This is a genomic window from Rhodoferax sp. P2_H8_2 (assembly GCF_056403235.1).
Genome location: NZ_JBFUFW010000005.1, coordinates 297589 through 319859 on the forward strand (window position 1 = coordinate 297589; position 22271 = coordinate 319859).

Annotated in this window: 21 protein-coding genes, 2 tRNA genes and 1 pseudogene; 18 read left to right on the forward strand and 6 right to left on the reverse strand. The window is 57.9% G+C overall.

Going from position 1 to position 22271, the window contains the following annotated elements; translation table 11 throughout:
• The first annotated feature begins 40 nt into the window (after positions 1 to 40).
• The 3 genes from clpS (at position 41) to AC1DV6_RS11845 (ending at position 3784) form a co-directional block, all read left to right on the forward strand.
• On the forward strand, positions 41 to 403 hold the full coding sequence (gene clpS / locus AC1DV6_RS11835; protein WP_477977663.1) for an ATP-dependent Clp protease adapter ClpS: 363 nt from the start codon (positions 41 to 43) through the stop codon (positions 401 to 403).
• 79 nt (positions 404 to 482) lie between these two features.
• A complete protein-coding gene (clpA, locus tag AC1DV6_RS11840; protein WP_477977664.1) occupies positions 483 to 2816 on the forward strand; it encodes an ATP-dependent Clp protease ATP-binding subunit ClpA in 2334 nt (777 codons plus the stop codon).
• Positions 2816 to 3784 (forward strand): patatin-like phospholipase family protein, encoded by a 969-nt coding sequence (locus tag AC1DV6_RS11845; protein ID WP_477977665.1) that lies wholly within the window; start codon positions 2816 to 2818, stop codon positions 3782 to 3784. Before clpA ends, AC1DV6_RS11845 begins: the two co-directional genes overlap by 1 nt.
• A gap of 191 nt (positions 3785 to 3975) precedes the next feature.
• Here the strand turns inward: AC1DV6_RS11845 and AC1DV6_RS11850 are convergent, their stop codons facing one another.
• Positions 3976 to 4518 (reverse strand): phasin family protein, encoded by a 543-nt coding sequence (locus AC1DV6_RS11850; protein WP_477977666.1) that lies wholly within the window; start codon positions 4516 to 4518, stop codon positions 3976 to 3978.
• 235 nt (positions 4519 to 4753) lie between these two features.
• Between AC1DV6_RS11850 and AC1DV6_RS11855 the strand changes: the two genes are divergently transcribed.
• The 7 genes from AC1DV6_RS11855 (at position 4754) to AC1DV6_RS11885 (ending at position 11055) form a co-directional block, all read left to right on the forward strand.
• Positions 4754 to 5197 carry an acyl-CoA thioesterase gene (locus AC1DV6_RS11855; RefSeq protein ID WP_477977667.1) on the forward strand — a complete coding sequence of 148 codons (444 nt, stop codon included), beginning with the start codon at positions 4754 to 4756 and terminating at the stop codon, positions 5195 to 5197.
• Positions 5194 to 5889, forward strand: a complete 696-nt coding sequence (locus AC1DV6_RS11860) for a nitroreductase (protein WP_477977668.1) — start codon at positions 5194 to 5196, stop codon at positions 5887 to 5889. The genes AC1DV6_RS11855 and AC1DV6_RS11860 overlap by 4 nt, the downstream gene beginning before the upstream one ends.
• Positions 5890 to 5906: 17 nt before the next feature.
• On the forward strand, positions 5907 to 7118 hold the full coding sequence (gene pncB, locus AC1DV6_RS11865) for a nicotinate phosphoribosyltransferase (protein ID WP_477977669.1): 1212 nt from the start codon (positions 5907 to 5909) through the stop codon (positions 7116 to 7118).
• Positions 7115 to 8092: a 2-hydroxyacid dehydrogenase gene (locus tag AC1DV6_RS11870; RefSeq protein ID WP_477977670.1), complete on the forward strand. Its 978-nt coding sequence runs from the start codon at positions 7115 to 7117 to the stop codon at positions 8090 to 8092. Before pncB ends, AC1DV6_RS11870 begins: the two co-directional genes overlap by 4 nt.
• A 10-nt stretch (positions 8093 to 8102) precedes the next feature.
• A complete protein-coding gene (locus AC1DV6_RS11875) occupies positions 8103 to 8486 on the forward strand; it encodes an Hpt domain-containing protein (RefSeq protein WP_477977671.1) in 384 nt (127 codons plus the stop codon).
• A 65-nt stretch (positions 8487 to 8551) separates the two neighbouring features.
• Positions 8552 to 9841 (forward strand): DNA recombination protein RmuC, encoded by a 1290-nt coding sequence (locus AC1DV6_RS11880; RefSeq protein ID WP_477977692.1) that lies wholly within the window; start codon positions 8552 to 8554, stop codon positions 9839 to 9841.
• Positions 9838 to 11055: an MFS transporter gene (locus AC1DV6_RS11885; protein ID WP_477977672.1), complete on the forward strand. Its 1218-nt coding sequence runs from the start codon at positions 9838 to 9840 to the stop codon at positions 11053 to 11055. The genes AC1DV6_RS11880 and AC1DV6_RS11885 overlap by 4 nt, the downstream gene beginning before the upstream one ends.
• Before the next feature lie 108 nt (positions 11056 to 11163).
• On the opposite strand, the gene AC1DV6_RS11890 is transcribed toward AC1DV6_RS11885, so the two are convergent.
• The gene (locus AC1DV6_RS11890) at positions 11164 to 12036 is read right to left on the reverse strand and encodes an LOG family protein (protein ID WP_477977673.1); all 873 of its coding nucleotides are present in this window, start codon (positions 12034 to 12036) and stop codon (positions 11164 to 11166) included.
• Positions 12037 to 12122: 86 nt separating this feature from the next.
• Here AC1DV6_RS11890 and AC1DV6_RS11895 point away from each other — a divergent pair, with 86 nt between their 5' ends.
• A complete protein-coding gene (locus tag AC1DV6_RS11895) occupies positions 12123 to 13304 on the forward strand; it encodes an HPP family protein (protein WP_477977674.1) in 1182 nt (393 codons plus the stop codon).
• Between the two features lie 17 nt (positions 13305 to 13321).
• Here AC1DV6_RS11895 and AC1DV6_RS11900 read toward each other — a convergent pair whose 3' ends face one another.
• The 3 genes from AC1DV6_RS11900 to earP form a co-directional block, all read right to left on the reverse strand.
• Positions 13322 to 14260, reverse strand: a complete 939-nt coding sequence (locus tag AC1DV6_RS11900) for a class I SAM-dependent methyltransferase (RefSeq protein ID WP_477977675.1) — start codon at positions 14258 to 14260, stop codon at positions 13322 to 13324.
• Between the two features lie 68 nt (positions 14261 to 14328).
• Positions 14329 to 14883: an elongation factor P gene (gene efp, locus AC1DV6_RS11905; RefSeq protein ID WP_029708765.1), complete on the reverse strand. Its 555-nt coding sequence runs from the start codon at positions 14881 to 14883 to the stop codon at positions 14329 to 14331.
• 105 nt (positions 14884 to 14988) lie between these two features.
• Positions 14989 to 16107, reverse strand: a complete 1119-nt coding sequence (gene earP, locus AC1DV6_RS11910; protein WP_477977676.1) for an elongation factor P maturation arginine rhamnosyltransferase EarP — start codon at positions 16105 to 16107, stop codon at positions 14989 to 14991.
• A gap of 34 nt (positions 16108 to 16141) precedes the next feature.
• Between earP and uvrC the strand changes: the two genes are divergently transcribed.
• The 6 genes and pseudogenes from uvrC to AC1DV6_RS11940 all read left to right on the forward strand — a co-directional run bounded on the left by uvrC (position 16142) and on the right by AC1DV6_RS11940 (position 21475).
• Entirely contained in the window at positions 16142 to 18121 is a 1980-nt protein-coding gene (gene uvrC, locus AC1DV6_RS11915; protein WP_477977677.1) for an excinuclease ABC subunit UvrC, read from the forward strand.
• Positions 18122 to 18157: 36 nt separating this feature from the next.
• Positions 18158 to 18733 (forward strand): CDP-diacylglycerol--glycerol-3-phosphate 3-phosphatidyltransferase, encoded by a 576-nt coding sequence (gene pgsA / locus AC1DV6_RS11920; protein ID WP_477977678.1) that lies wholly within the window; start codon positions 18158 to 18160, stop codon positions 18731 to 18733.
• Positions 18734 to 18994: 261 nt separating this feature from the next.
• Positions 18995 to 19279 (forward strand): annotated as a pseudogene (locus AC1DV6_RS11925) (HU family DNA-binding protein); the annotation flags it as partial.
• A 16-nt stretch (positions 19280 to 19295) separates the two neighbouring features.
• Positions 19296 to 19371 (forward strand) — tRNA-Val (locus AC1DV6_RS11930).
• A gap of 62 nt (positions 19372 to 19433) precedes the next feature.
• Positions 19434 to 21368, forward strand: coding sequence for a SurA N-terminal domain-containing protein (locus AC1DV6_RS11935; protein WP_477977679.1), 1935 nt, complete (start codon positions 19434 to 19436; stop codon positions 21366 to 21368).
• Between the two features lie 31 nt (positions 21369 to 21399).
• A tRNA-His gene (locus AC1DV6_RS11940) sits at positions 21400 to 21475 on the forward strand.
• Positions 21476 to 21758: 283 nt separating this feature from the next.
• Here AC1DV6_RS11940 and AC1DV6_RS11945 read toward each other — a convergent pair.
• Positions 21759 to 22085, reverse strand: coding sequence for a hypothetical protein (locus AC1DV6_RS11945; protein ID WP_477977680.1), 327 nt, complete (start codon positions 22083 to 22085; stop codon positions 21759 to 21761).
• A gap of 44 nt (positions 22086 to 22129) precedes the next feature.
• Here AC1DV6_RS11945 and AC1DV6_RS11950 point away from each other — a divergent pair.
• The coding region (locus AC1DV6_RS11950; protein WP_477977693.1) for a helix-turn-helix domain-containing protein at positions 22130 to 22271 on the forward strand (142 nt) is incomplete at its 3' end.

Below are 22271 nucleotides of genomic sequence, written 5' to 3' on the forward strand. Positions count from 1 at the left end.
GGTAATGCAGTTTTTCAAAGCGACCGATAGAATGGATTGCATGGCAACCGAGATTCCGAAATTACCACCGCAAAATCCTGACGGTACACCGAATAAAGAGGATGGCGGAGCCGTCGTCCTGGAACGCCGCACGCTGCGTGTTGGCCCACCGCAGATGTACCAGGTGGTGATGCTCAATGATGACTACACCCCGATGGAGTTTGTCATTGTTGTCATCCAGGAGTTTTTTGGCAAAGACCGGGAAGCGGCGACACAGATCATGCTCAAGATCCACTTAGACGGCAAAGCCGTATGCGGTGTGTATACGCGGGATGTAGCGGCCACCAAGGTAGACCAAGTACTGGAAGCTGCGCACAAAGCCGGCCACCCATTGAAATGTGTCAGCGAGCCCATAGATCTGTAAGCATGCGCAAAGTCTTTTCCATTGCACGCATAAATCGGTTTACAGTTAATCACCAACGCAAGTCAGATAAGGAATCCACATGATCGCCCAGGAACTGGAAGTGAGCTTGCATATGGCGTTTGTCGAGGCGCGCCAGCAACGCCACGAATTCATCACCGTGGAGCACCTGCTGCTGGCCTTGCTGGACAACCCCAGCGCGGCCGAGGTGCTGCGTGCGTGCTCCGCCAATGCAGATGACTTACGCAAGTCTCTGTCAAACTTCATCAAGGACAACACGCCACAGGTTGCCGGCGCCGATGAGGTCGATACCCAGCCCACGCTGGGCTTCCAACGCGTGATTCAGCGCGCCATCATGCATGTGCAATCCACCGGTAGTGGCAAGAAAGAAGTGACTGGTGCGAATGTGCTGGTTGCCATCTTCGGCGAGAAGGACTCGCACGCCGTTTACTACCTGCATCAACAAGGTGTGACGCGTCTGGATGTTGTCAACTTCATTGCCCACGGCATCAAAAAGAGTGACCCGCCGGAGCCTGCCAAGGCAAATGAGAGCCAGGGCGAAAGCGAAGAGGGTGGTAACGAGAAGAATGAGAAGGCTTCTCCGCTGGAGCAGTACACCGTCAATCTGAATCAGCTTGCCAAAGACGGCAAGATTGATCCGCTGATTGGGCGTGAGTATGAAGTGGAGCGGGTTATCCAAATCCTGTGCCGCCGCCGCAAAAACAATCCCTTGCTGGTGGGTGAAGCTGGTGTGGGTAAAACCGCGATTGCTGAAGGCCTTGCCTGGCGCATCACGCAAAACGACGTGCCCGAAATTCTGGCCGACTCCGTTGTCTATTCGCTGGACATGGGCTCCTTGCTGGCAGGTACCAAGTACCGTGGCGACTTTGAACAACGCCTCAAAGGCGTGTTGAAAGCCCTCAAGGACAAACCCAATGCGGTGTTGTTCATTGACGAAATCCATACCTTGATCGGCGCAGGTGCTGCGTCCGGCGGCACGCTGGATGCATCCAATCTGCTGAAGCCCGGCCTGAGTTCCGGTCAACTGAAATGCATTGGTGCCACCACCTTCACCGAATACCGTGGCATCTTCGAAAAAGACGCCGCACTGTCGCGCCGCTTCCAAAAGGTAGATGTGGTCGAACCGACCATCGACCAGACCGTAGAAATACTCAAGGGACTCAAGTCACGCTTCGAAGAGCATCACAACGTGAAGTACGCCGTGGCTGCGTTGCAGGCTGCTGCCGAGCTGAGCGCGAAATACATCAATGACCGGCATTTGCCTGACAAGGCGATTGACGTCATCGATGAGGCTGGCGCTGCCCAGCGCATCTTGCCACCGAGCAAGCGCAAGAAAACCATCAGCAAGACAGAAGTCGAAGAGATTGTGGCCAAGATTGCACGCATTCCCCCCGCCAATGTGTCCAATGACGACCGCGGCAAGCTCAAGACGCTGGAGCGCGATCTGAAGAACGTGGTGTTTGGTCAAGACAAGGCGTTGGATGTGCTTGCCTCTGCGGTGAAGATGGCGCGGTCAGGTCTGGGCAAGGGCGACAAGCCGATTGGTTCGTTCCTGTTCAGTGGCCCCACCGGCGTGGGCAAGACCGAAGCCGCCAAGCAACTGGCCTACATCATGGGCATTGATCTGATTCGGTTTGACATGAGCGAATACATGGAGCAGCACGCGGTGAGCCGCCTGATTGGTGCGCCTCCTGGCTATGTTGGCTTTGACCAAGGTGGTCTGCTCACCGAGCAAATCACCAAGAAGCCGCATTGCGTGTTGCTGCTCGATGAAATCGAAAAAGCACACCCTGCAATCTTCAATGTGCTGTTGCAGGTGATGGATCACGGCACGCTGACGGACAACAACGGCCGCAAGGCCGATTTCCGTAACGTCATTATTGTGATGACGACCAATGCGGGTGCGGAGACCATGAACAAGGCCACCATTGGCTTTACCAACCCGCGCGAGTCGGGTGATGAGATGGCCGATATCAAGCGCCTGTTTACGCCGGAATTCCGCAACCGTCTGGACGCTATCGTCAGCTTCAAGGCACTCGATGAAAACGTGATCCTGCGCGTGGTCGATAAGTTCTTGCTGCAGTTGGAAAGCCAGTTGGCGGAGAAGAAAGTGGATGTCACCTTCACCGACACGTTGCGCAAGCACCTTGCGAAGAAGGGCTTTGATCCGCTGATGGGTGCGCGCCCAATGCAAAGGTTGATTCAGGACACGATTCGCCGCGCGCTGGCAGACGAGTTGTTGTTCGGCCGTCTGGTCGACGGCGGGCGTCTGACGGTAGACATGAACATCACAACCGATGACAAGGGTGTTGAGACGGGCGAAGTGGCCCTGGACATTCAACCGTTGCCCAAGAAAGAGGGCAAGTCCAAGCCCGAGGAAGCTACCGCGGGTTGATGCGTAGATCGTTCCGGTTTCATCTGATTGAACGCAAAGCGCAATGGGCATCGCTCATTGCGCTTTCTGCGTTGCTGGCGGGCTGCTCGACAGCACCAATTGCGCCGGCCATCGTTGAGGTTCCGCCACCGATAGTCGTGCCTTCGGTAGAGCCGCCGCCTGTTATCAAAATACCCCCCCGCATTGGCCTGGCGCTTGGTGGTGGTGCGGCGCGCGGGTTCGCGCATGTGGGCGTCATTCAGGTGCTGGAAGAAGCTGGCATACGCCCGAGTCTGGTCGCGGGTACATCCGCCGGAAGCTTGGTTGCAGCGCTGTATGCCAGTGGCAAGAATGGAACCCAACTTCAACGCGTCGCTGAAACCATGGAGGAGGTGGCCATCACTGACTGGAAGCTGCCACTCTTTAGCAGTGGCATGCTGCGCGGCGATGCGTTGGCGCGCTATGTCAATGGCCAGGTTGCAGGCAAACGCATTGAAGACATGCCACTGATGTTGGGCATTCTGGCCACGGATTTGCAAACAGGCCACGATGTAGTGTTCCAGCGCGGCGACACGGGTGTTGCGGTTCGCGCATCGAGCGCGGTACCGGCAGTGTTCGAGCCGGTGAGAATTTCTGGGCACGACTACGTAGACGGTGGTTTGGTGTCACCAGTGCCAGTACGTGCAGCGCGCAAGATGGGCGCCGAGCTGGTGATTGCTGTGGACATTTCCAGTCCCCCGGAGACCCTCCTGTCCACCGGAACGTTGGACATACTTTTGCAGACGTTTGCAATCATGGGCAAAAGCATCAACAGTCTGGAGCTGCGCGACGCCGACATCGTCATCCGCCCCACGCTGACGGGTGTGTCCAGCGCTGACTTCAGCGCCCGTAAACGCGCCATTGAGGCGGGGCGCAAGGCCATGCTGCAAATGTTGCCGTTGCTCAGGGACGCGATTGCGGCCAAGACGCGTACCGAGGTTGTGCGGTAGGGCCAAAAAAAAAGGCCCCGTTTTGCAACGAGGCCTTGAAGGGATCCCTGAACCTGAAGGTTTCGAAAGGACCCGAGGAGACAACCGGTAGAAACGAATTCGTTTCTGAATAATTGAATTATCTCAGGGTTTTCCCTTGGTTGCTAGAGTGCTGACTCAAATTGCACCCATGGGATGCAATTTGGCGCGCTTTAGCGGCGCTTCGCAGCGGTCTTGACCGTGCTGGCAGCCTGGGCGGACACCGTATTGAAATTGGACTCGGCCAGATCAGTGGCTTGCTTGACGGCCTTTTGCACGGATTCCAGTGCGTTGTTGGCAGCAGCAATTGCGCTCTTCACAACTGCAACAGCAGCTTCGGAGCCAGCGGGTGCGTTCTTGGCGGCGTTGTCGACCAAGGCGCCGAATTTCTTCTGTGCATCAGCCGCTTGGCCTTCGAAAGTCTTGGTGAACTCTGCGCCAGCGCCTTGGGCGATGTCGTACAGATGACGGCTGTAAGCGGCGGTCTTTTCAGCCAAAGGCTGGAACAGGCCGGATTGCAGAGCCAGCAGTTCCTGGGCATCTTTGACGCTCAACAGAGACTGTGTGTGGCCAGCGGCTTCGGACAGGGCAGCCTTGGAAGCGGTCAGATTGAGTTCAACAATCTTTTCAACGCCTTCGAAAGCCTTGTTGGTCAGACCAAACAGGGTTTCGATGTTGGATTTGTGGGAAGCCAGAACTTGTTCAACGGTCAGCATAAGAATCTCCAGTAGGTAAGTAAAAAACTCATCTGCTCTGAAACTGGCCCTCATGGCTGTTTATGTTGCAGTGCAGCATGAGTCAAATTATAGAGATGGATTTGGGTATTGCAAGCGGTTTTTGCTGCAATGCAGCAAAATAGTGATGCAGTTCTAAAACCGGGCTTTGTCATGCTGCAGTCACCTTGGCGCGTCCTGTGGCTTGCCAGGTTGTGCGGGCTGGCAGAATGGGCGCATGTCCGATGCATCGCTGACCAAACCAGAAGCCGAATCCCGTGGCGCCTACAAAGCATTTCGTCCCATTGCCACCCGCTGGATGGACAACGATCAGTACGGACACATCAACAACGTCGTGTATTACAGCTGGTTCGATACGGCGGTCAACGCCCATCTGATCGAACAAGGCGTACTCGATGTCCACGGTGGCGAAGTCATCGGCTTGGTGGTGGAAACCCATTGCAATTACTTTGCATCGCTCTCCTTCCCGCAAACCATTGAAGCCGGTATTCGTGTTGCGCGCCTTGGCAGTAGTAGCGTGCGTTATGAAGTAGGCATTTTTGGTGATGGAGAGCTGACTGCCGCCAAGGGCCACTTCGTACACGTCTATGTGGACAGTAAAACGCGCCGCCCGGTACCGCTGCCCGAAAAATTACGAAATGTTCTGGAGAAATTGCTATGACATTGTCTGCTGTGGATGCAGCTATCAGTTCGCGCATGTCTGTGCGTGCGTTTACCCCGCAGCCAATAGAGCGCGAAGCCATCTCCGACATATTGCAGGTGGCCAGCCGCGCGCCCTCCGGTACCAATTGCCAGCCATGGAAGGTCTACGTATTGCAGGGCGCCAGTCGCGATACGCTGGTAGACAAGGCGTGTGCGGCGCACGACGCGCTGCGCGCGGATCCCACGCTGGCCGCGCAATATGCAGAGGAGTACGACTATTACCCGAAGCAATGGGTCAGTCCGTATATTGACCGGCGGCGCGAAAACGGCTGGGGTCTGTATGGACTGCTGGGCATTGGCAAAGCAGACAAAGACAAAATGCACGCCCAGCACCAGCGCAACTTTCGATTCTTTGATGCCCCTGTGGGTCTGATGTTTACCGTAGACCGCATCATGGGGCGCGGCTCGCTCGTGGACTACGGCATGTTCATGCAAAGCATCATGGTGGCGGCGCGCGGGCGCGGTCTGCACACCTGCCCGCAGGCCGCATGGAATGGCTTTTCCAGCATCATCCTTCCGCATATAGGCGCAGGACCGGATGAGATGCTGGTCTGCGGTATGGCGCTGGGTTACGCGGATACTTCTGAGGTCGTTAATACTTTCCATACACCGCGCGTACCGGTGGCGGATTTCACAACCTGGCTGGAATAAAAACTGAGAGCGTTGGAATGATCATTACGAGCCTTCTGGACACGGATCTGTACAAGTTCACGATGATGCAGGTAGTACTGCACCAGTTCCCAGGTGCGCAAGTGGAGTACCGCTTCAAGTGCCGCAACCCCGGCATCAATTTGGCAGTCCACGCACAGGAAATTCGCGAGGAAATCCGTGCGTTGTGCTCCTTGCAGTTTCAGGAGTCTGAGCTTGCGTATCTGCGCTCCATGCGCTTCATCAAAAGCGATTTTGTGGACTTCCTGGGCCTGTTCAAGCTCAATGAAAAGTACATCAACATCACGCCGATGGCGAATGGCGAACTCGACATCGCGATTCACGGCCCCTGGTTGCACACCATCCTGTTTGAGATCCCGGTGCTGGCCATCGTCAACGAAGTCTATTTCCGCAATACGCAGGCGGTGCCTGATGTGATTGAGGGCCGCAAGCGCCTGGACGTGAAGATTGAACAACTGCGGTCTGAAGGTTTGGGCGATCTGAAGATCGCCGATTACGGGACACGCAGGCGTTTTTCCAGGTCTTGGCACGACGAAGTACTGCGCGTGCTGCGGGCGGGGCTGGGTGTGCTGCATAGCCCTGGCCACGCCGCCAGCGTTCCAGGTCAACTGGCGGGTACCAGCAACGTGTTGTTGGCCATGAAACTGGGGCTCACACCACTGGGAACCATGGCGCATGAATACCTTCAGGCCTCTCAGGCATTGGGGCCGCGCTTGCGCGACAGCCAGACTTTCGCGTTCGAGTCCTGGGCCAAGGAGTACCGCGGTGACCTGGGAATCGCGCTCTCCGACGTTTATGGCATGAGCGCTTTCCTGCGCGACTTTGACATGTTCTTTTGCAAGCTCTTCGATGGCGCCCGCCATGACAGCGGCGATCCGTTCGATTGGGGCGAGCGCATGCTGGCCCACTACGCGCGCAACCGGGTTGATCCACATACCAAGGTTCTTATCTTCAGCGATGGTCTGACCATACCGCGCACGATTGAGTTGTACCGCCAGTTCAAGGGGCGCTGCCAGCTGGCCTTTGGTGTCGGCACCAACCTGACCAATGATCTGGGCTACGAGCCACTGCAAATCGTCATCAAGATGGTGCGCTGCAATGGCCAGCCCGTTGCCAAACTGTCTGACACCCCGTCCAAAAACATGTGCGACGATGAAAAGTACCTGGCCTATCTGCGCCAGGTATTTGACATTGCGCCAACTACGCCATGAACAAGCCCGCCATTCTGGTCACGCGCGCCATCTTTCCCGACGTCTTGGAGCGCTTGTCCGAGCACTTTGTTGTTGAGTCCAACCAGGCCGATCTGCTGTGGAGTTCTGAAGAACTCCTGCAGCGTTTTCAGGGAAAAGTGGGCGTGTTCACCACCGGTGTGGAACGCATCAACGCCGCCTTACTGGCGCAATGCCCGCAGTTGAAGATTTGCGCCAACATGACAGTGGGCTACAACAACTTTGATCTGGAAGCGATGACCGCAGCAGGTGTGCTGGGTACTAATGCCCCTGATGTATTGACCGAGACCACTGCGGATTTTGGTTTCGCCTTGCTGATGGCTACCGCGCGGCGGGTGACCGAGGGCGAACATTATTTGCGCGCCGGCAAATGGACACGCTGGAGCTACGACATGCTGACCGGTGCTGAAGTGCATGGCAGCACGTTGGGCATCATTGGTATGGGGCGCATTGGGCAAGCCATTGCACGACGTGGCGCTTTGGGCTTTGGCATGAAAGTGATCTACAACAACCGCAGCCGACTGGATGCAGCTACCGAAGCAGCTTGCCATGCTACGTATGTCGACAAGGCAACGCTGTTGCAGACCGCAGACCACGTACTGCTGGTCGTGCCGTATTCGGCTGCATCGCACCACACGATTGGCGCGGCGGAACTGGCCATGATGAAGTCCACGGCTACGTTGATCAATATCGCACGCGGCGGCATCGTGGATGACGCGGCGTTGGCCAAAGCCCTGCGCGACAAACACATTGCGGCTGCGGGGCTGGACGTCTTTGAGGGTGAGCCGGCGGTGCATCCGGATTTGTTGACGGTGCCCAATGTTGTGCTCACACCGCACATCGCTAGCGCCACTGCGGGCACCCGCCGTGCGATGGCGATGTTGGCGGCGGACAACCTGATTGGTTACCTGGTCCAGGGCAAAGCGCTCACGCCATTGAATGCAACATCGGCCTGATGGATTGACCATGACAGTGGAGCAGGTAAGACCAGGAATAGAAGACGCGCCCAAGATTTGGGACGATCAGGCTTTGGTGCGCACGCTCGGGCATGCAGACAAGGATGTCCACCAACGCATGCTGCAGCGATTTGCCGCCCACACGGGCCAGCAACTGCTGAATTTAAGTCGATTGTGCGAGCAGGGCGATTTTCAAACCATAGGTGCACTGGCGCACAATGCCAAGACCTCCGCGCGAACAGTAGGTGCCATGCAACTGGGACATCTTTGCGACGAGCTGGAATCCAGCTGTGCCGAGGGGGATGACGCGATGGTCCGTAGGCAGGTTGTGGAAATACTGCAAGCTTACGAGGCGATTCAGATGTATCTGCCCCAGCCAACTCCGGCATCGTAAGAACAGATTTGTAGAGGAAGAGACGCGTGACCGACGTGGCAATTTGGGTGGTTTTGGGCGTGAGCCTGTTGTGCGCGGGTTTGCTGCTGTGGGGCCGCAACCGTAAAGATGACAACGATGGTCTGGAGCGCGCGCTGCGTCAGGAGATGCAGGAGTCTGCCCGCGCGGCGCGGCAGGAGTTGGCCCAGAATCTGGCGACTTTTCAACAAGCGCTGTTGCAGCAAGGCGCCGAAGCCACCCGCACACAAAATGCACAGATTGACGCGTTTGGGCAGCAGTTATCGCTACTGCAAAAATCGCTCTCCGACACGCTGACTTTGCAATTGGGATCACTGAGTGAATCCAACGCGCGCCGCTTGGCCGAGGTTCGCCAGACGCTGGAAGCGCAGCTTGCGCAATTGCAAACCACTAATGCCGCGAAGCTGGACGAGATGCGTGCAACGGTGGATGAAAAGCTGCAATCCACGCTGCAGGCGCGCCTGGGCGAGAGCTTCAAGCAAGTGGCTGATCGACTGGAGCAAGTGCATAAAGGCTTGGGCGAAATGCAGACGCTGGCGCAGGGTGTGGGCGATCTCAAACACCTGCTGACCAATGTCAAAACGCGGGGCATGTTTGGCGAAGCACAGCTGGAAAGCCTGCTTGAACAGGTGTTTGTTCCAGATCAGTACGCCGTTCAGGTGGCCACCCGTCCGGGCAGCAAGAACGTGGTCGACTTTGCGATCAAGTTGCCGGGCCGTTCGGACGATGGTGCACCGCTGTGGCTGCCCATTGACGCAAAATTTCCCAACGAAGACTATGAGCGCTTGTTGGATGCGCAGGGGCGCGCCGATGCGCTCGGTGCCGAGGTGGCAGGCCGCGCGCTAGAGGCGCGCATCCGGCTGGAGGCAAAATCCATGTCCGAAAAATACGTGGAGCCGCCGCACACCACGGACTTTGCGATTCTGTTTTTGCCCACCGAAGGTTTATATGCGGAAGTGTTGCGCCGCCCTGGCTTGATGGAAGGCCTGCAGCGCGAACACCGCATCACGCTGGCCGGACCGACGACGCTGTTGGCCATGCTCAGCTCCTTGCAGATGGGCTTCCGTACGCTGGCGCTGGAGAAGCGCTCCAGCGAAGTCTGGCAGGTGCTTGGCGCGGTCAAAACCGAGTTTGGAAAATTTGGTGATGTGCTGGCCAAGGTCAAAGCGCAAACCCAGACCGTGCTCAACACGCTGGACAACGCCGAGACGCGCAGTCGCGCCATGGGCCGCGCGCTCAAACAGGTGGAGGCGTTGCCAGACCTGCAGGCGCAGGCGCTGATCCCGGTTGACAAGGATCTGGACCGCGACGCCGATACGGACGCCAGCGCTGCATGAGCGTGAGCACCGCTGCAGAACCCTCTGAACCCTCCGACCCATCGCGCTGGGCGCTGGTTCGTCTGATCTGTGGACAAATTTGTTTGCACGGTGCTATGGCAGGCATGCGCATGGCGGCGCCATTGCTGGCACTGAAACAAGGGCATAGCGCGTTCGCGGTAGGCGTACTGTTAGCCCTGTTTTCATTGTCACAAGTGTTTCTATCACTGCCTGCCGGGCGCTACGCGGATCGCCATGGGCTTAAGCGCCCGCTGGGCTTAGGCGTGTTGGCCGCGACTACAGGCGCAGGTTTGGCCGTGGGTTGGCCGAATTTTGCGGTGCTGTGTATTGCAGCATTGCTGATGGGTGGCGCTACCGGATCGGCATCGATTGCGCTGCAGCGCCACGTGGGGCGAATTGCGAAAGATGCGACCGAGCTCAAACAGGTATTCAGCTGGCTCTCCATCGGGCCTGCGGTGTCGAACTTTCTAGGCCCGGTGTTGGCGGGTTTGCTGATCGACCATGCGGGTGTGTGGTGGGGCGGCAAACCGGGTGATGGCTACGGCTTCGCAACGGCATTCCTGATGCTGGCGCTGCTGCCGCTGCTTACCTGGGTTTGGGTGCGCAAAACGGTGGAACTGCCCTCCGTAGTGCCGCACGCTGACGCTGCGAAGCAGAAGGTCTGGCATCTGCTGCGCGAGCCACGCATGCGCCAGTTGCTGCTGGTGAACTGGTTGCTGTCGAGTTGCTGGGATGTGCACACCTTTGTCGTACCGGTGCTGGGCCACGAGCGGGATTTCAGCGCCTCGGTGATCGGGGCCATCCTTGGGTCGTTTGCAGTGGCCGCGGTCGCAGTGCGCGTATTGATGCCGATACTGGCCCACCATTTACGCGAGTGGGTCGTCGTCACCGTGGCCATGCTTAGTACGGCGCTGCTGTTTGCAATTTATCCCCTGATGCATTCGCCATGGACCATGGGCGTGTGCTCCGTGCTGTTGGGGCTTGCGTTGGGTGCCGTGCAACCCATGATCATGAGCACGCTGCACCAGATCACGCCACATGAGTTGCACGGTCAGGCCTTGGGCTTGCGTATGGGGCTGATGAACCTGTCGGGCGTGTGCATGCCCATGTTGTTTGGCGCGACCGGCGCAGTGGTGGGGGTCAGCGTGGTGTTCTGGGTGACGGGTGCGATGGTCGGTTCGGGCGCGCGGCTGGCGTGGCGACTGCGGCCTTAGTGTGGCCTGGTGCGACGGAAATCTTGCTAAATAGGCCTGAAAGCCGCGAAAAACGTTCGTAAGCAGCTATGGAAACAGGAGCAATCGCCTGGTCGCAGGTGACTGCTGTCACTCCTGTTCGAGTCGGTAGAACTTGCGAATCATGTCCCAGGCTTCCTCTGGGTCGTCGGTATAGCGAAACAGATTCAGGTCTTCCGGCGAAATCGCGCCTTCTTCGACCAGCACTTCAAAGTTGAACAGTCGCTTCCAGTAATCGGTGCCAAACAGGATGATGGGCACCGGCTTGACCTTGCGGGTTTGCACCAGCGTGATGACCTCGAACAATTCATCCAGCGTGCCGAAGCCGCCGGGGAAGGCCACCAGTGCCTTGGCGCGCATCATGAAATGCATTTTGCGCAGCGCAAAGTAATGGAACTTGAAGCTCAGCGAGGGTGTGACATACGGGTTGGCCTGTTGCTCGTGGGGCAGGGCGATGTTCAGGCCGGGCGTTAGCGCACCCATCTCATGCGCGCCACGATTGGCCGCCTCCATGATGCCGGGGCCGCCGCCAGTGCAAATGAAGAGCCGATCTTTCAGCGGCTTGCGCGCACTGTAGCCCGCTACCAGGCGTGAAAACAGGCGAGCCTGGTCGTAGTATTTGGCGTTGCGCACATGGCGCTGCGCCACCGCAATTTCCTGGGCGTCGCCTCCAGCCAGCGCCGCCGCCAGCGTTTTTTGTGCGGCTTCTGGAGAAGGAAATCGTGCACTGCCGAAGACCACCACCGTGCTCTCAACGCCTTGCTCGCTCTGATCGATGTCGGGCTTGAGCATCTCCAGCTGAAAGCGGATGCCGCGTGTTTCACGGCGCAGCAAAAACTCGGGGTCTGCGAACGCCAGACGATACGCATCGGCTTGCAAAAGATTGCCTTTGTCGGCGTGGGCTTGCAGATCGGACCAGGCATTGGCCAAGCGGCTTACTTCAAGGTTTTGGGTGTTTTCCATGGGCGCATTGTGTTCCTATTTCGTGGGCGCAATCGCACGCTCGTTGCTCCTTGATAATGCAGCGCATACCGCCAATCACAACCCCCATGCCAGAGCAAGCAGAAGACACGATCCAGCCACCCCATTCGCCGCCCACTGCATGGGCTTCGGTGCTTCAGTGGTTGCATGCGTTTTGGCCCGCGCCGGTCACCATTGATGCGCGGGAGCGCTGGCGCACTGCATTGGGTGCGGCAGTTGGCATGGGTTTGGTGGCGTTCATCAGCCATGGTTTGTTGGCCCATGCGCCGGGGAGCCTGTGGTTATTGGCGCCGATGGGCGCCAGCGCGGTGCTGGTGTTTGGGGTGCCTGCCAGTCCGTTGGCGCAGCCTTGGGCTGTATTGGGCGGCAACGCCGTATCCGCGCTGGTCGGCGTGGCCTGTGCGCGCTGGATTGCTGATCCGGTGCTGGGCGCGGGCCTGTCCGTTCCCTTGGCGATACTGGCCATGCTGTGGCTGCGTTGCCTGCATCCTCCTGGCGGGGCGATGGCCTTGTCTGCGGTACTGAGCCATTGGGTGGGGCTGGAGTTCCCGTGGTTAGCGCTCTTGGTGAATGTGTTGGTGATGCTAGCGGTGGCAGTGGTCTACAACAGTCTGACCGGCAGGCGCTATCCGCATGTGCAAACCCGTGCACCTGGCCACGCAATAGACCTTCAGTTGCGCTTTACCAAGGAGGACTTGGACACCGCGCTGGCGCAGTACAACCAGATTCTCGATGTAAGCCGCGACGATCTGGAGGGCTTGCTGCAGCAGGCCGAGATGGCGGCATACCGCCGCAACCTGGGGGGGCTGATCTGCGCGGATGTGATGTCGCGCAATCCAGTGGCGGTGCAATTTGGCACACCCCTGCACGAAGCCTGGGATCTGCTGCACAAGCATCGCATCAAGGCACTGCCCGTGATCGACAAGGTGCAGCGCATCGTCGGTATCGTGACCGTGGCCGACTTCATGCGACACGCACAGCTGGATAGGCCCGAGCAGATGGGCCAGCGCTTTCGCAACTTCATCCGCCGCAGCGGCTCTACGCACTCCGAGAAACCCGAAGCAGTGGGGCAGATCATGACCCGACAGGTGCGCGTGGCCAGCGCCAGCCGACCGTTGACGGAACTCATGCCGCTGTTCTCGGAGGACGGCCATCACCACATTCCTATCGTCGATGAACAGTCGCGGTTGGTGGGCATCATCACCCAATCCGATCTGGTGCGGACATTGCACCGTGCGGTGCGGCTGTAAGGCTGACGCAGCCTGGATCAGTCAGCCGCTTTGTAGAGCAACACTTTCAGCGAACGTTCCTCCGACACATCGGCAAATACCGCTGGGTTAGCGATGCGCTCTACAAACTTTAGCTGCGGCGCCAACTCCTGCATCTGGTCTTGCAGGAAAGCCATACCCAGCTCAGGCGCGTTCAGGCACAACAGCGCGTGGCCGCCGGGCATCAGCAAGTCCGGTAGTCGGCGCATCAGGCGCGCGTAATCTTTGGTGGCGACGAAGCTGCCCTTTTGGTAGCTGGGCGGGTCGACAACAATCAGGTCATACGGGCCGCCGCGCGTGATCTTGCCCCAGGTACTGAAAATATCGTGGGGCAGAAAGCTGGTTCCCGTTGTGATGCCATTGAGCCGGTGGTTGTGCTGGCCGATGCTTAAAGCGCCTTGGCTCATATCGACATTGACCACATGCCGCGCACCAGCCTGCAGCGCCACCACTGAGAAAGCGCAGGTGTAGGCGAACAGGTTGAGCACCCGAAAGCCTATGTTGCTCTTGCCTTCCGTTCGCTCAGCGACATGCGCGCGAACCCAGCGGCGGCCTTCGGCCATGTCGAGAAACAGCCCATGGTTTTGTCCCTTGAGCACATGCACCCGAAAGCGCGCGCCGTTTTCCGTGACGTCGTGGGGATCGGGCAGGTTGCCAGACAACAGCCGGGTGTCGGTTTGGCCTTCATGCCTGCATTGGTAGACCCAGTTCAACGGCTGGCCGGGCGCCAACTGTTGCCAGCGTTGCTCCAATGCCAACTGAACTGTTGCCAATGCAGCGTCGTCAAGAGGCTGAAAACTGGTGAGCAGCCAGACTGGCGGGAAGAAATCCAAAGCCAAATGCTCACAGCCAGGATGCAGCCCGCCGCGGCCGTGGAAGATGCGTTGGGCATCGGCGGGCAGTGCCATGGTGGCGATGGTGTTGAGCAGGGCTTGCATGGTGTGAGTGTGTTCTAAGCGGACACAAAAAAGGCTTCCGAAGAAGCCTTTTTTGACAGCGGCGTGGATTAGACGCGCTTGCGGTATTCGCCGGTGCGGGTGTCGATTTCGACCTTGTCGCCTTGGGCCACGAAGATTGGCACGCCGATTTCGAAACCGGTGGCAATCTTGGCAGGCTTCAGAACCTTGCCGGAAGTATCGCCCTTGACGGCGGGCTCAGTCCAGGTGATTTCGCGCACAACGCTGGTAGGCAATTCGACCGAGATGGCCTTGCCGTCATAGAACACCACTTCAACAGCCATGCCGTCTTCCAGGTAGTTCAGCGAGTCGCCCATGTTTTCGGCTTCGACTTCGTACTGGTTGAACTCTTCGTCCATGCAGACGTACATCGGGTCAGCGAAGTAGGAGTAGGTGCAATCCTTCTTGTCCAGGATGACCTGGTCGATCTTGTCGTCGGCCTTGAACACGACTTCGGTACCGAAGTTGGCGATCAGGCTCTTGAGCTTCATGCGCACGGTGGCAGAGTTGCGGCCGCCGCGGCTGTATTCGGTCTTCAGAACGACCATGGGGTCTTTGCCGTGCATGATCACATTGCCGGCGCGGATTTCTTGAGCGATTTTCATAGGGTTGCAGGAACAGATGTCGTCGTTAGCGACTGTAGGCCGCGTTCTGCGGCGGGGCATGATTTGCCCTTCAAACTAGCGGCAAATTCAGCAAAGCCTCAGATTTTAACGGTTTTTTGTCACGAAACCGACAAGCTGGCTTGCCAGATCGTCCATATGCAGCAGTCTCGCCCGGGCGGCTTGCGTGGTCTGCGTCCAGTTTTCCAGCTCCAGGGCCGGGAGGTCGTTGGTGGTAACGCCATTCCAGACATGGTGAAACTGCCGTAGCGAAGCGCCGGCGCCCAGCATGTCCAAAAAGGCATCCAGCTTGTCGTGATGGGCCGCGTCGTCCTGCGGGTATATGTGCCAAACCAGCGGCTTGCCTGCCCATAGCGCGCGGACAACCGAGTCCTCACCGCGCACAAAGTTCAGATCGCAGGCCCACAGCAGGTGGTCAAAGTCATGCTGGCTGAAACTGGGTAAGTAGAAAAAAGATAGCTGCTCACGCACATTCCACGCGGGTTGCAGCCTGTTTTTATCCCTAACTGCAGCTTGCGCAGCCGCGGTAGCGCGCCCGGCGGTGACCAATAAACGGGTCGGCGCGTGCTGGTCGGAGAGTTGGCTCAACAACTGGGGCAGGGCGCTAGGCTCGTAGCAAAACAGGGAAACCAGCCGCTCACCGGGTTGGCGCGTGATGCCTTGCTGTGCAAGCCATGCGGTGGCATCGAACTGCGCCATGCGCTGGGCCAGGTCCGGCTCACGCAGCAGGCCGCCCGTGCGCGCGGTAAAGCCGGGGTAGAAGAAGTGCTTGATCCAGCCCTTGGCCGGGCCGCTCATTACGGGGGAGGGCAGGCCGTGCGAGCGCTCTACATAGCCTTCAGCAGAGAGGTACTCCAGATTGATCCACACTGGAGTTTTAGTGCCATTTAGGCCTACAGAGCGCATAGAGTATGCGTAAGCAGCTATAAATTCAGGAGCAATCTCGCAACCGAAGCTTTCTATCCAGACGTCGGCTGGTGGGAGTTCGGCCAGCAGTTCTGTGTTCTGCGACTGACTCCAATCGAAGACTTGCACGCCAGACCAGCCGCCGGTACGCGCGCCCGGCGCCATCCAATCCAGTGCGCTGGCGTCGTCTACCCACAGACGTACCGAGTGGCCGCGTGTAGCCAAGTCGACGCACAGGCGCCAGCAGACGCCGATGTCGCCAAAGTTGTCGATGACCTTGCAAAAAATATCCCACTTCATACATACGATTGTCCACGCTGCACAATAGCCCCCCATGTCCGACGCCGCTTCCGCGCCCATCCACTCTGACGAACTGCTGCGCCAAGTTGCTGCCTTGCCGTTGTTGCCGGGCGTGTACCGCTACTTTGATGCACAGGACCAGTTGCTCTATGTGGGCAAAGCCATCAGCCTGAAGAAGCGCGTCTCCAGCTATTTCCAGAAGAACCACGGCGGCACGCGCATTGGCCACATGGTCAGCAAGATAGTGCGCATGGAGACCACGGTGGTGCGCTCCGAAGCCGAGGCGCTGCTGCTCGAAAACAACCTGATCAAGACGCTCAACCCGAAGTACAACATCCTGTTTCGGGACGACAAGAGTTATCCGTATTTGAAAATGAGCGGTACGGCAAAGCCCGCCAAAGCGGGTGCCGTATCCGAAGCGGTCAAGTCGCCAGCTTCTGGTGATTTCAGCCGCGTCTCCTACTACCGTGGCGCGGTGGAAAAGAAACACCGCTACTTCGGTCCGTACCCCAGCGCATGGGCAGTCAAAGAAGCCATCTTGCTGATGCAAAAAGTCTTTCGCCTGCGCACCTGTGAAGACCCCGTATTCAGCAACCGCTCACGGCCCTGCCTGCTGTACCAAATCAAACGCTGCTCCGCACCCTGCGTGGGCCATATCTCGGCGCAAGACTATGCCGAAGACGTTGCCAACGCGGAGAAATTTTTGCGCGGCGACGCGCAGGAAGTGATGCGCGAGTTGGAAGTCCGCATGATGGCGCACAGTGACAAGCTGGAGTTTGAGCAGGCGGCAGAACTGCGTAACCAGGTATCCGCGCTGTCGAATGTGTTGCACCAGCAGTCGATGGACAACGTGGCCGACCGCGACGTCGATATCCTGGCCGTGAAGGTGCAGGGCGGAAAAGCCTGCGTCAATCTGGCGATGGTGCGCGGTGGGCGCCATTTGGGCGACCGACCTTACTTTCCAGTGCACGTGGACGACGCCTTCGCGTTGAGCGAAGAAGAGGCCGCCGAGGTACAGCCCGATGCTGTCGAAGTGCAGGTGCTCGAAGCGTTTCTGGCGCAGCACTATATAGAGGTGGCCATTCCGCCTACGCTGTTGGTCAGTCACCCGGTCAGCAAGAGTTTGTTGGCCGCGTTGTCGGAGCAGACCGGAGTGAAGATCAGCGCAGTGCACCAACCGCGCGAGCAACGCCGTGCCTGGCTGGAGATGGCGCAGACCAATGCCGCGCTGCAATTGGCGCGCCTGCTGGCCGAAGAGGGATCACAGCAAGCCCGCACCCGGGCGCTGGCTGAGGCACTGGACATGGCGCAGGAAGACCTGGATTCACTGCGCATCGAATGCTTTGATATTTCGCATACGGGGGGGGAGAACACGCAAGCCTCTTGCGTCGTGTTCGAGCACCACAAGATGCAAAACGCCGAGTACCGCCGATTCAACATCACCGATATCACGCCGGGCGACGATTACGCCGCGATGCGCCAGGTGCTGACGCGCCGCTACAGCAAGTTGGCCGAGACATTGCAAGAGGCCAAACACAATGGCACGACCCCTGCAGGCACTGGGCGCCTCCCCGACCTGGTGTTGGTGGACGGTGGCAAGGGCCAGGTCTCGATGGCACGCGAAGTGTTTGCCGAGCTGGGGCTGGACCTGTCGCTGATCGTGGGTGTAGAAAAAGGCGAGGGCCGCAAGGTCGGGCTCGAAGAGCTGGTGTTCGCCGATGGCCGTGAGAAGGTCTATCTGGGCATGGACTCGGCTGCGCTGATGCTGGTCGCGCAGATTCGCGACGAAGCGCATCGCTTTGCGATCACCGGCATGCGCGCTGCGCGCGCCAAAGTGCGTATAGGTGGCGGCAAGCTGGAAGAGATTCCTGGCATTGGCCCCAAGCGTCGTGCCCGGCTATTGCAACGCTTTGGTGGAGTGCGTGGCGTCGCGCTGGCTAGTGCGGAAGACTTGGCGACAGTAGAGGGCATCTCGCGCGAGCTTGCCGAAGAGATTTATCGGGCTTTGCATTAGGGTTCTCCCGCGCCCAAGGCGTGCCACAATCAGCCCATGTTTTTGACCATCCCCACCATCATGACCTGGACGCGTATCTTCGCGATCCCCCTGATCGTGGGTGTGTTCTACCTACCGCAATCCTTTGCGACACAGTACGAACGCAACCTGCTTGCCACGGTCATGTTCGTGGTGTTCGCGCTGACCGATTGGCTCGATGGCTACCTGGCGCGCAAGCTGAATCAGACCTCATCGTTCGGCGCGTTCCTGGACCCGGTGGCCGACAAGTTCTTGGTCTGCGCCTGTGTCTTGGTGCTGGTCCACCTGCAGCGTGCGGATGCTTTTGTTGCATTAATCATCATTGGTCGCGAGATTGCGATCTCCGCGCTGCGTGAATGGATGGCCCAGATTGGTGCTTCCAAGAGTGTGGCGGTGCACATGATTGGAAAGCTCAAGACCGTCGTTCAGATGGTGGCCATTCCCTTCCTGTTGTTTGACGGCATGCTGTTTGGCCTGATCAACACCCACTTGTGGGGTGTCTGGCTGATCTGGATTGCCGCGGTGCTGACGGTCTGGTCCATGGTCTATTACCTGCAAAAAGCGCTGCCGGAAATCCGCGCCAGAGCCCGCTGAACCTTCGCTAAGCCCTCCCTGAAACCGGTGGTAACGTGCCGCTTCAAGTGCCCCGAAGCGGTGCATTTGACATATCACAAATTTCTTCTCCAGACGGGAAATTTTCTTTTGTAAATACGACTAGAATTCGCGTCCGCACTGTCGTAATGTTGCAAGCCGTATTGACACAGGGATAGCCCCTAGCTTTAATGGAATGCAGCAGCCCGCAACTGCTACGAACACAATTTTCGAAGAGACAATTCAACTAACGCTGCTTGCAGACAAGGGGTATTTGTGAATAAAACTGAACTGATTGAACACATCGCAAAACATGCAGATATTTCCAAGGCCGCTGCTACGCGCGCATTGGAGTCCACCATTGGTGCCGTCAAGACCACGCTCAAAAAGGGTGGTTCGGTTTCTCTCGTAGGTTTTGGTACTTTTGCTGTGGGCAAGCGTGCCGCCCGCACAGGTCGTAATCCTCGTACCGGCGATGCGATTAAAATCAAGGCTGCCAAAGTTCCTAAATTCCGTCCAGGTAAAGCATTGAAAGATGCCCTGAACTAAAATTCGGTTTCGGTTTGGGTGATTAGCTCAGTTGGTAGAGCGTCTGCCTTACACGCAGAATGTCGGCGGTTCGAGCCCGTCATCACCCACCACCACACCAGCGAAGGCGAACATAGTTGTTCGCCTTTTTTGTTTTTCGTGAAGAGAGATTCGCATGTTTGATTTTGTACGCAAGCACACCAAATGGATGATGCTGATCATGTTCCTGCTGATCATTCCAGCTTTTGTTCTGGTAGGCGTAGATGGCTTCAAGAGCTTGAACGCCGGCGGAGAAAGTGTCGCCAAGGTTGGCAGCTACAGCATCAAGCAAGCCGAGTGGGACAACGCGCACAAAATCGAAGTAGACCGGATGCGCGCCCAATACCCCAACGTCGACATCAAGCTGTTTGACTCGCCGCAGGCGCGTTACGCCACTCTGGAAAAGCTGGTGCGTGACCGCGTATTGACCGAAGCCGCACAAAATTCGCATCTGATTACTACCGATGCGCGCTTGGCAAACGCCTTGCAGCAAGACCCGACGATTTCGAGCTTGCGCAAGCCCGATGGCTCGCTCGACATGGAACGCTATCGCCAGATCGCAGCAATGCAGGGCCTGTCGCCCGAAGGTTTTGAAACCAAGGTGCGCACTGATTTGTCGCAGCGTCAGGTGGAGGCTGGTGTGATGTCCACCGCGCTGGCGCCCGCGGCGCTGGCCAATGTTTCCCTCAACGCATTCTTTGAGCGCCGCGATGTGCAGGTCGCCCGCTTCACCGCCAGCGAATACGCCAGCAAGGTCAGCCTGACTGATGCGGATCTGGAAACGTATTACCAGGCCAATACCGCCCAGTTCCAGGCGCCCGAGTCCGCCACGGTGGAGTACCTGGTGTTGGACCTGGACACAGTGAAGAAATCCATCACGCTGAACGAAGCCGACGTCAAGTCGTACTACGAGCAGAACGTGGCGCGCATGAGCGGCAAGGAAGAGCGCCGCGCCAGCCACATTCTGATCAACGCACCCAAAGAGATGGCTGCTGCAGACCGCCAGAAGGCGCGCGCGCGCGCCGACGAGCTGTTGGCCCAGGTGCGCAAGGCCCCCGATTCATTTGCTGACGCTGCGCGTAAGAACTCGCAGGACACAGGCTCTGCCCCCAACGGCGGTGATCTCGATTTCTTTGGCCGCGGTGCGATGGTCAAACCGTTTGAAGAAGCCGTGTTCGCGATGAACAAGGGCGACATCAGCGACATCGTGGAGTCCGACTTTGGTTTTCACATCATCAAACTCACCGATGTGAAAGCACCAAAGCAAAAAAGTTTTGAAGAACTGCGCGCCGGTATTGAAGCCGATCTGAAGACACAACAGGCCCAACGCAAGTTTGCCGAAGTGGCTGAAACGTTTACCAACGGTGTGTACGAGCAATCTGATGCGCTCAAACCCATCGCCGACAAACTGAAGCTGGAAGTGCGCACAGCCACCGGCCTGCAACGCAAGCCCGCGCCTGGTATCACAGGGCCACTGGCCAATGCCAAGCTGCTGGCTGCCATTTTCAGCCCCGACTCGATCGAGAAGAAGCGCAATTCCGAAGCGGTTGAAGTTGGCCCGAGCCAATTGGCATCGGCCCGCATCACCCAATACACCGCCGCCCGTACATTGCCATTGGCCGAAGTGCGCGCCAATGTGCGTGAACGCCTGATCGCCAGCCGCTCGGCTGAACTGGCCAAGAAAGATGGCGAGGACAAGCTGGCCGCCTGGAAGCTCGATGCCAAAGACGCCAAGCTGACGGAAGCCGTCGTGGTTTCCCGTAACCAAGGCCAGCCGCTGGCAGGCCCAGTGCTGGACGCCGTGATGCGCGCCAATACCGAAACCGTGCCCGCGTGGGTCGGTGTGGACCTGGGAGCCCAAGGCTACGCCATCGCCCGCGTGAACAAGGTTTTGCCGCGCACCGATGTGGCCGAAGCCACCGCCAAGCAAGAGCGTGCCCAGTACAGCCAATGGCTGGCTGGCGCCGAGAGGCAAGCCTATTACGCTTTGCTCAAAGAGCGTTTCAAGGTCAAGATCAACGTGCCACGCCCCAGCAGTGATGCGCCGGATGCGGCAACTGCCAAGGAATAGGTTTTGAACCCGCTATAATGCGGGTCTTGCGGTGGCTGTAGCTCAGTTGGTAGAGTCCAGGATTGTGATTCCTGTTGTCGTGGGTTCGAGCCCCATCAGCCACCCCATCAAATAAAGGAAACCCTGCTATCTTTTTGGTAGCAGGGTTTTTTCTTTGTGGGTCATGTAGCCGCTATGTAGCCACCAGTACAGGGTGACGTATACCCTCTGTGAAGGCCGCGACCGCTTCGGCGCTACCTGTGGCCTCAGGAACGCGCAACTTTTTCTGGCAATTTTTTGACTTGAAACTTCGACGGTCAGAAATGCCAAGCAATGCTGTAATTTAGGGGCTTGGATCGGTTGGGGTGTCACGGACGCACGCCGCCAACATGTCCCGGCGCTTCGGGCTAATCATTTTTTGACGGATTTCTGCGGTGAGTTGATCTGTGGCACTGAGGCGGCTGGCTTCGCAACTGGGGGCTTTTCCTTAGTATCTTGCCCAAGAATAGTTTTGCTGGACGGAGCACCAATAGCTTCTCGGAAATCAATGTCAGCCTTTTCCACTATTTCTGTCCATCTCACCATGCATTCCATGTTTGTCCGTGTGCGCATCACATCATCTTCTTGCTTAATTACCTTCTGAATAAAGCCTTGTAACTTCTCTATGGCACCTTCTTGTTGATTTCCGTTGAAAACTGACCCACTTGAAGCAGTAATTTCCACCAAAAATTGACCCACGTAGGCCTTACCCTGCTAGTTTTTAAAGCAGGGGAATATTAGGAGTGATAGACGTGGCGACATTGAATGTCATCAGACGTTGGGCACTGCGAGAACAGATGTCCATCCGTGAGATTTCCAGGCGTACAGGCCTGGCTCGCAACACCGTGAAGAAGTACCTGCGATCCGACGAGAGTGAGCCTAAGT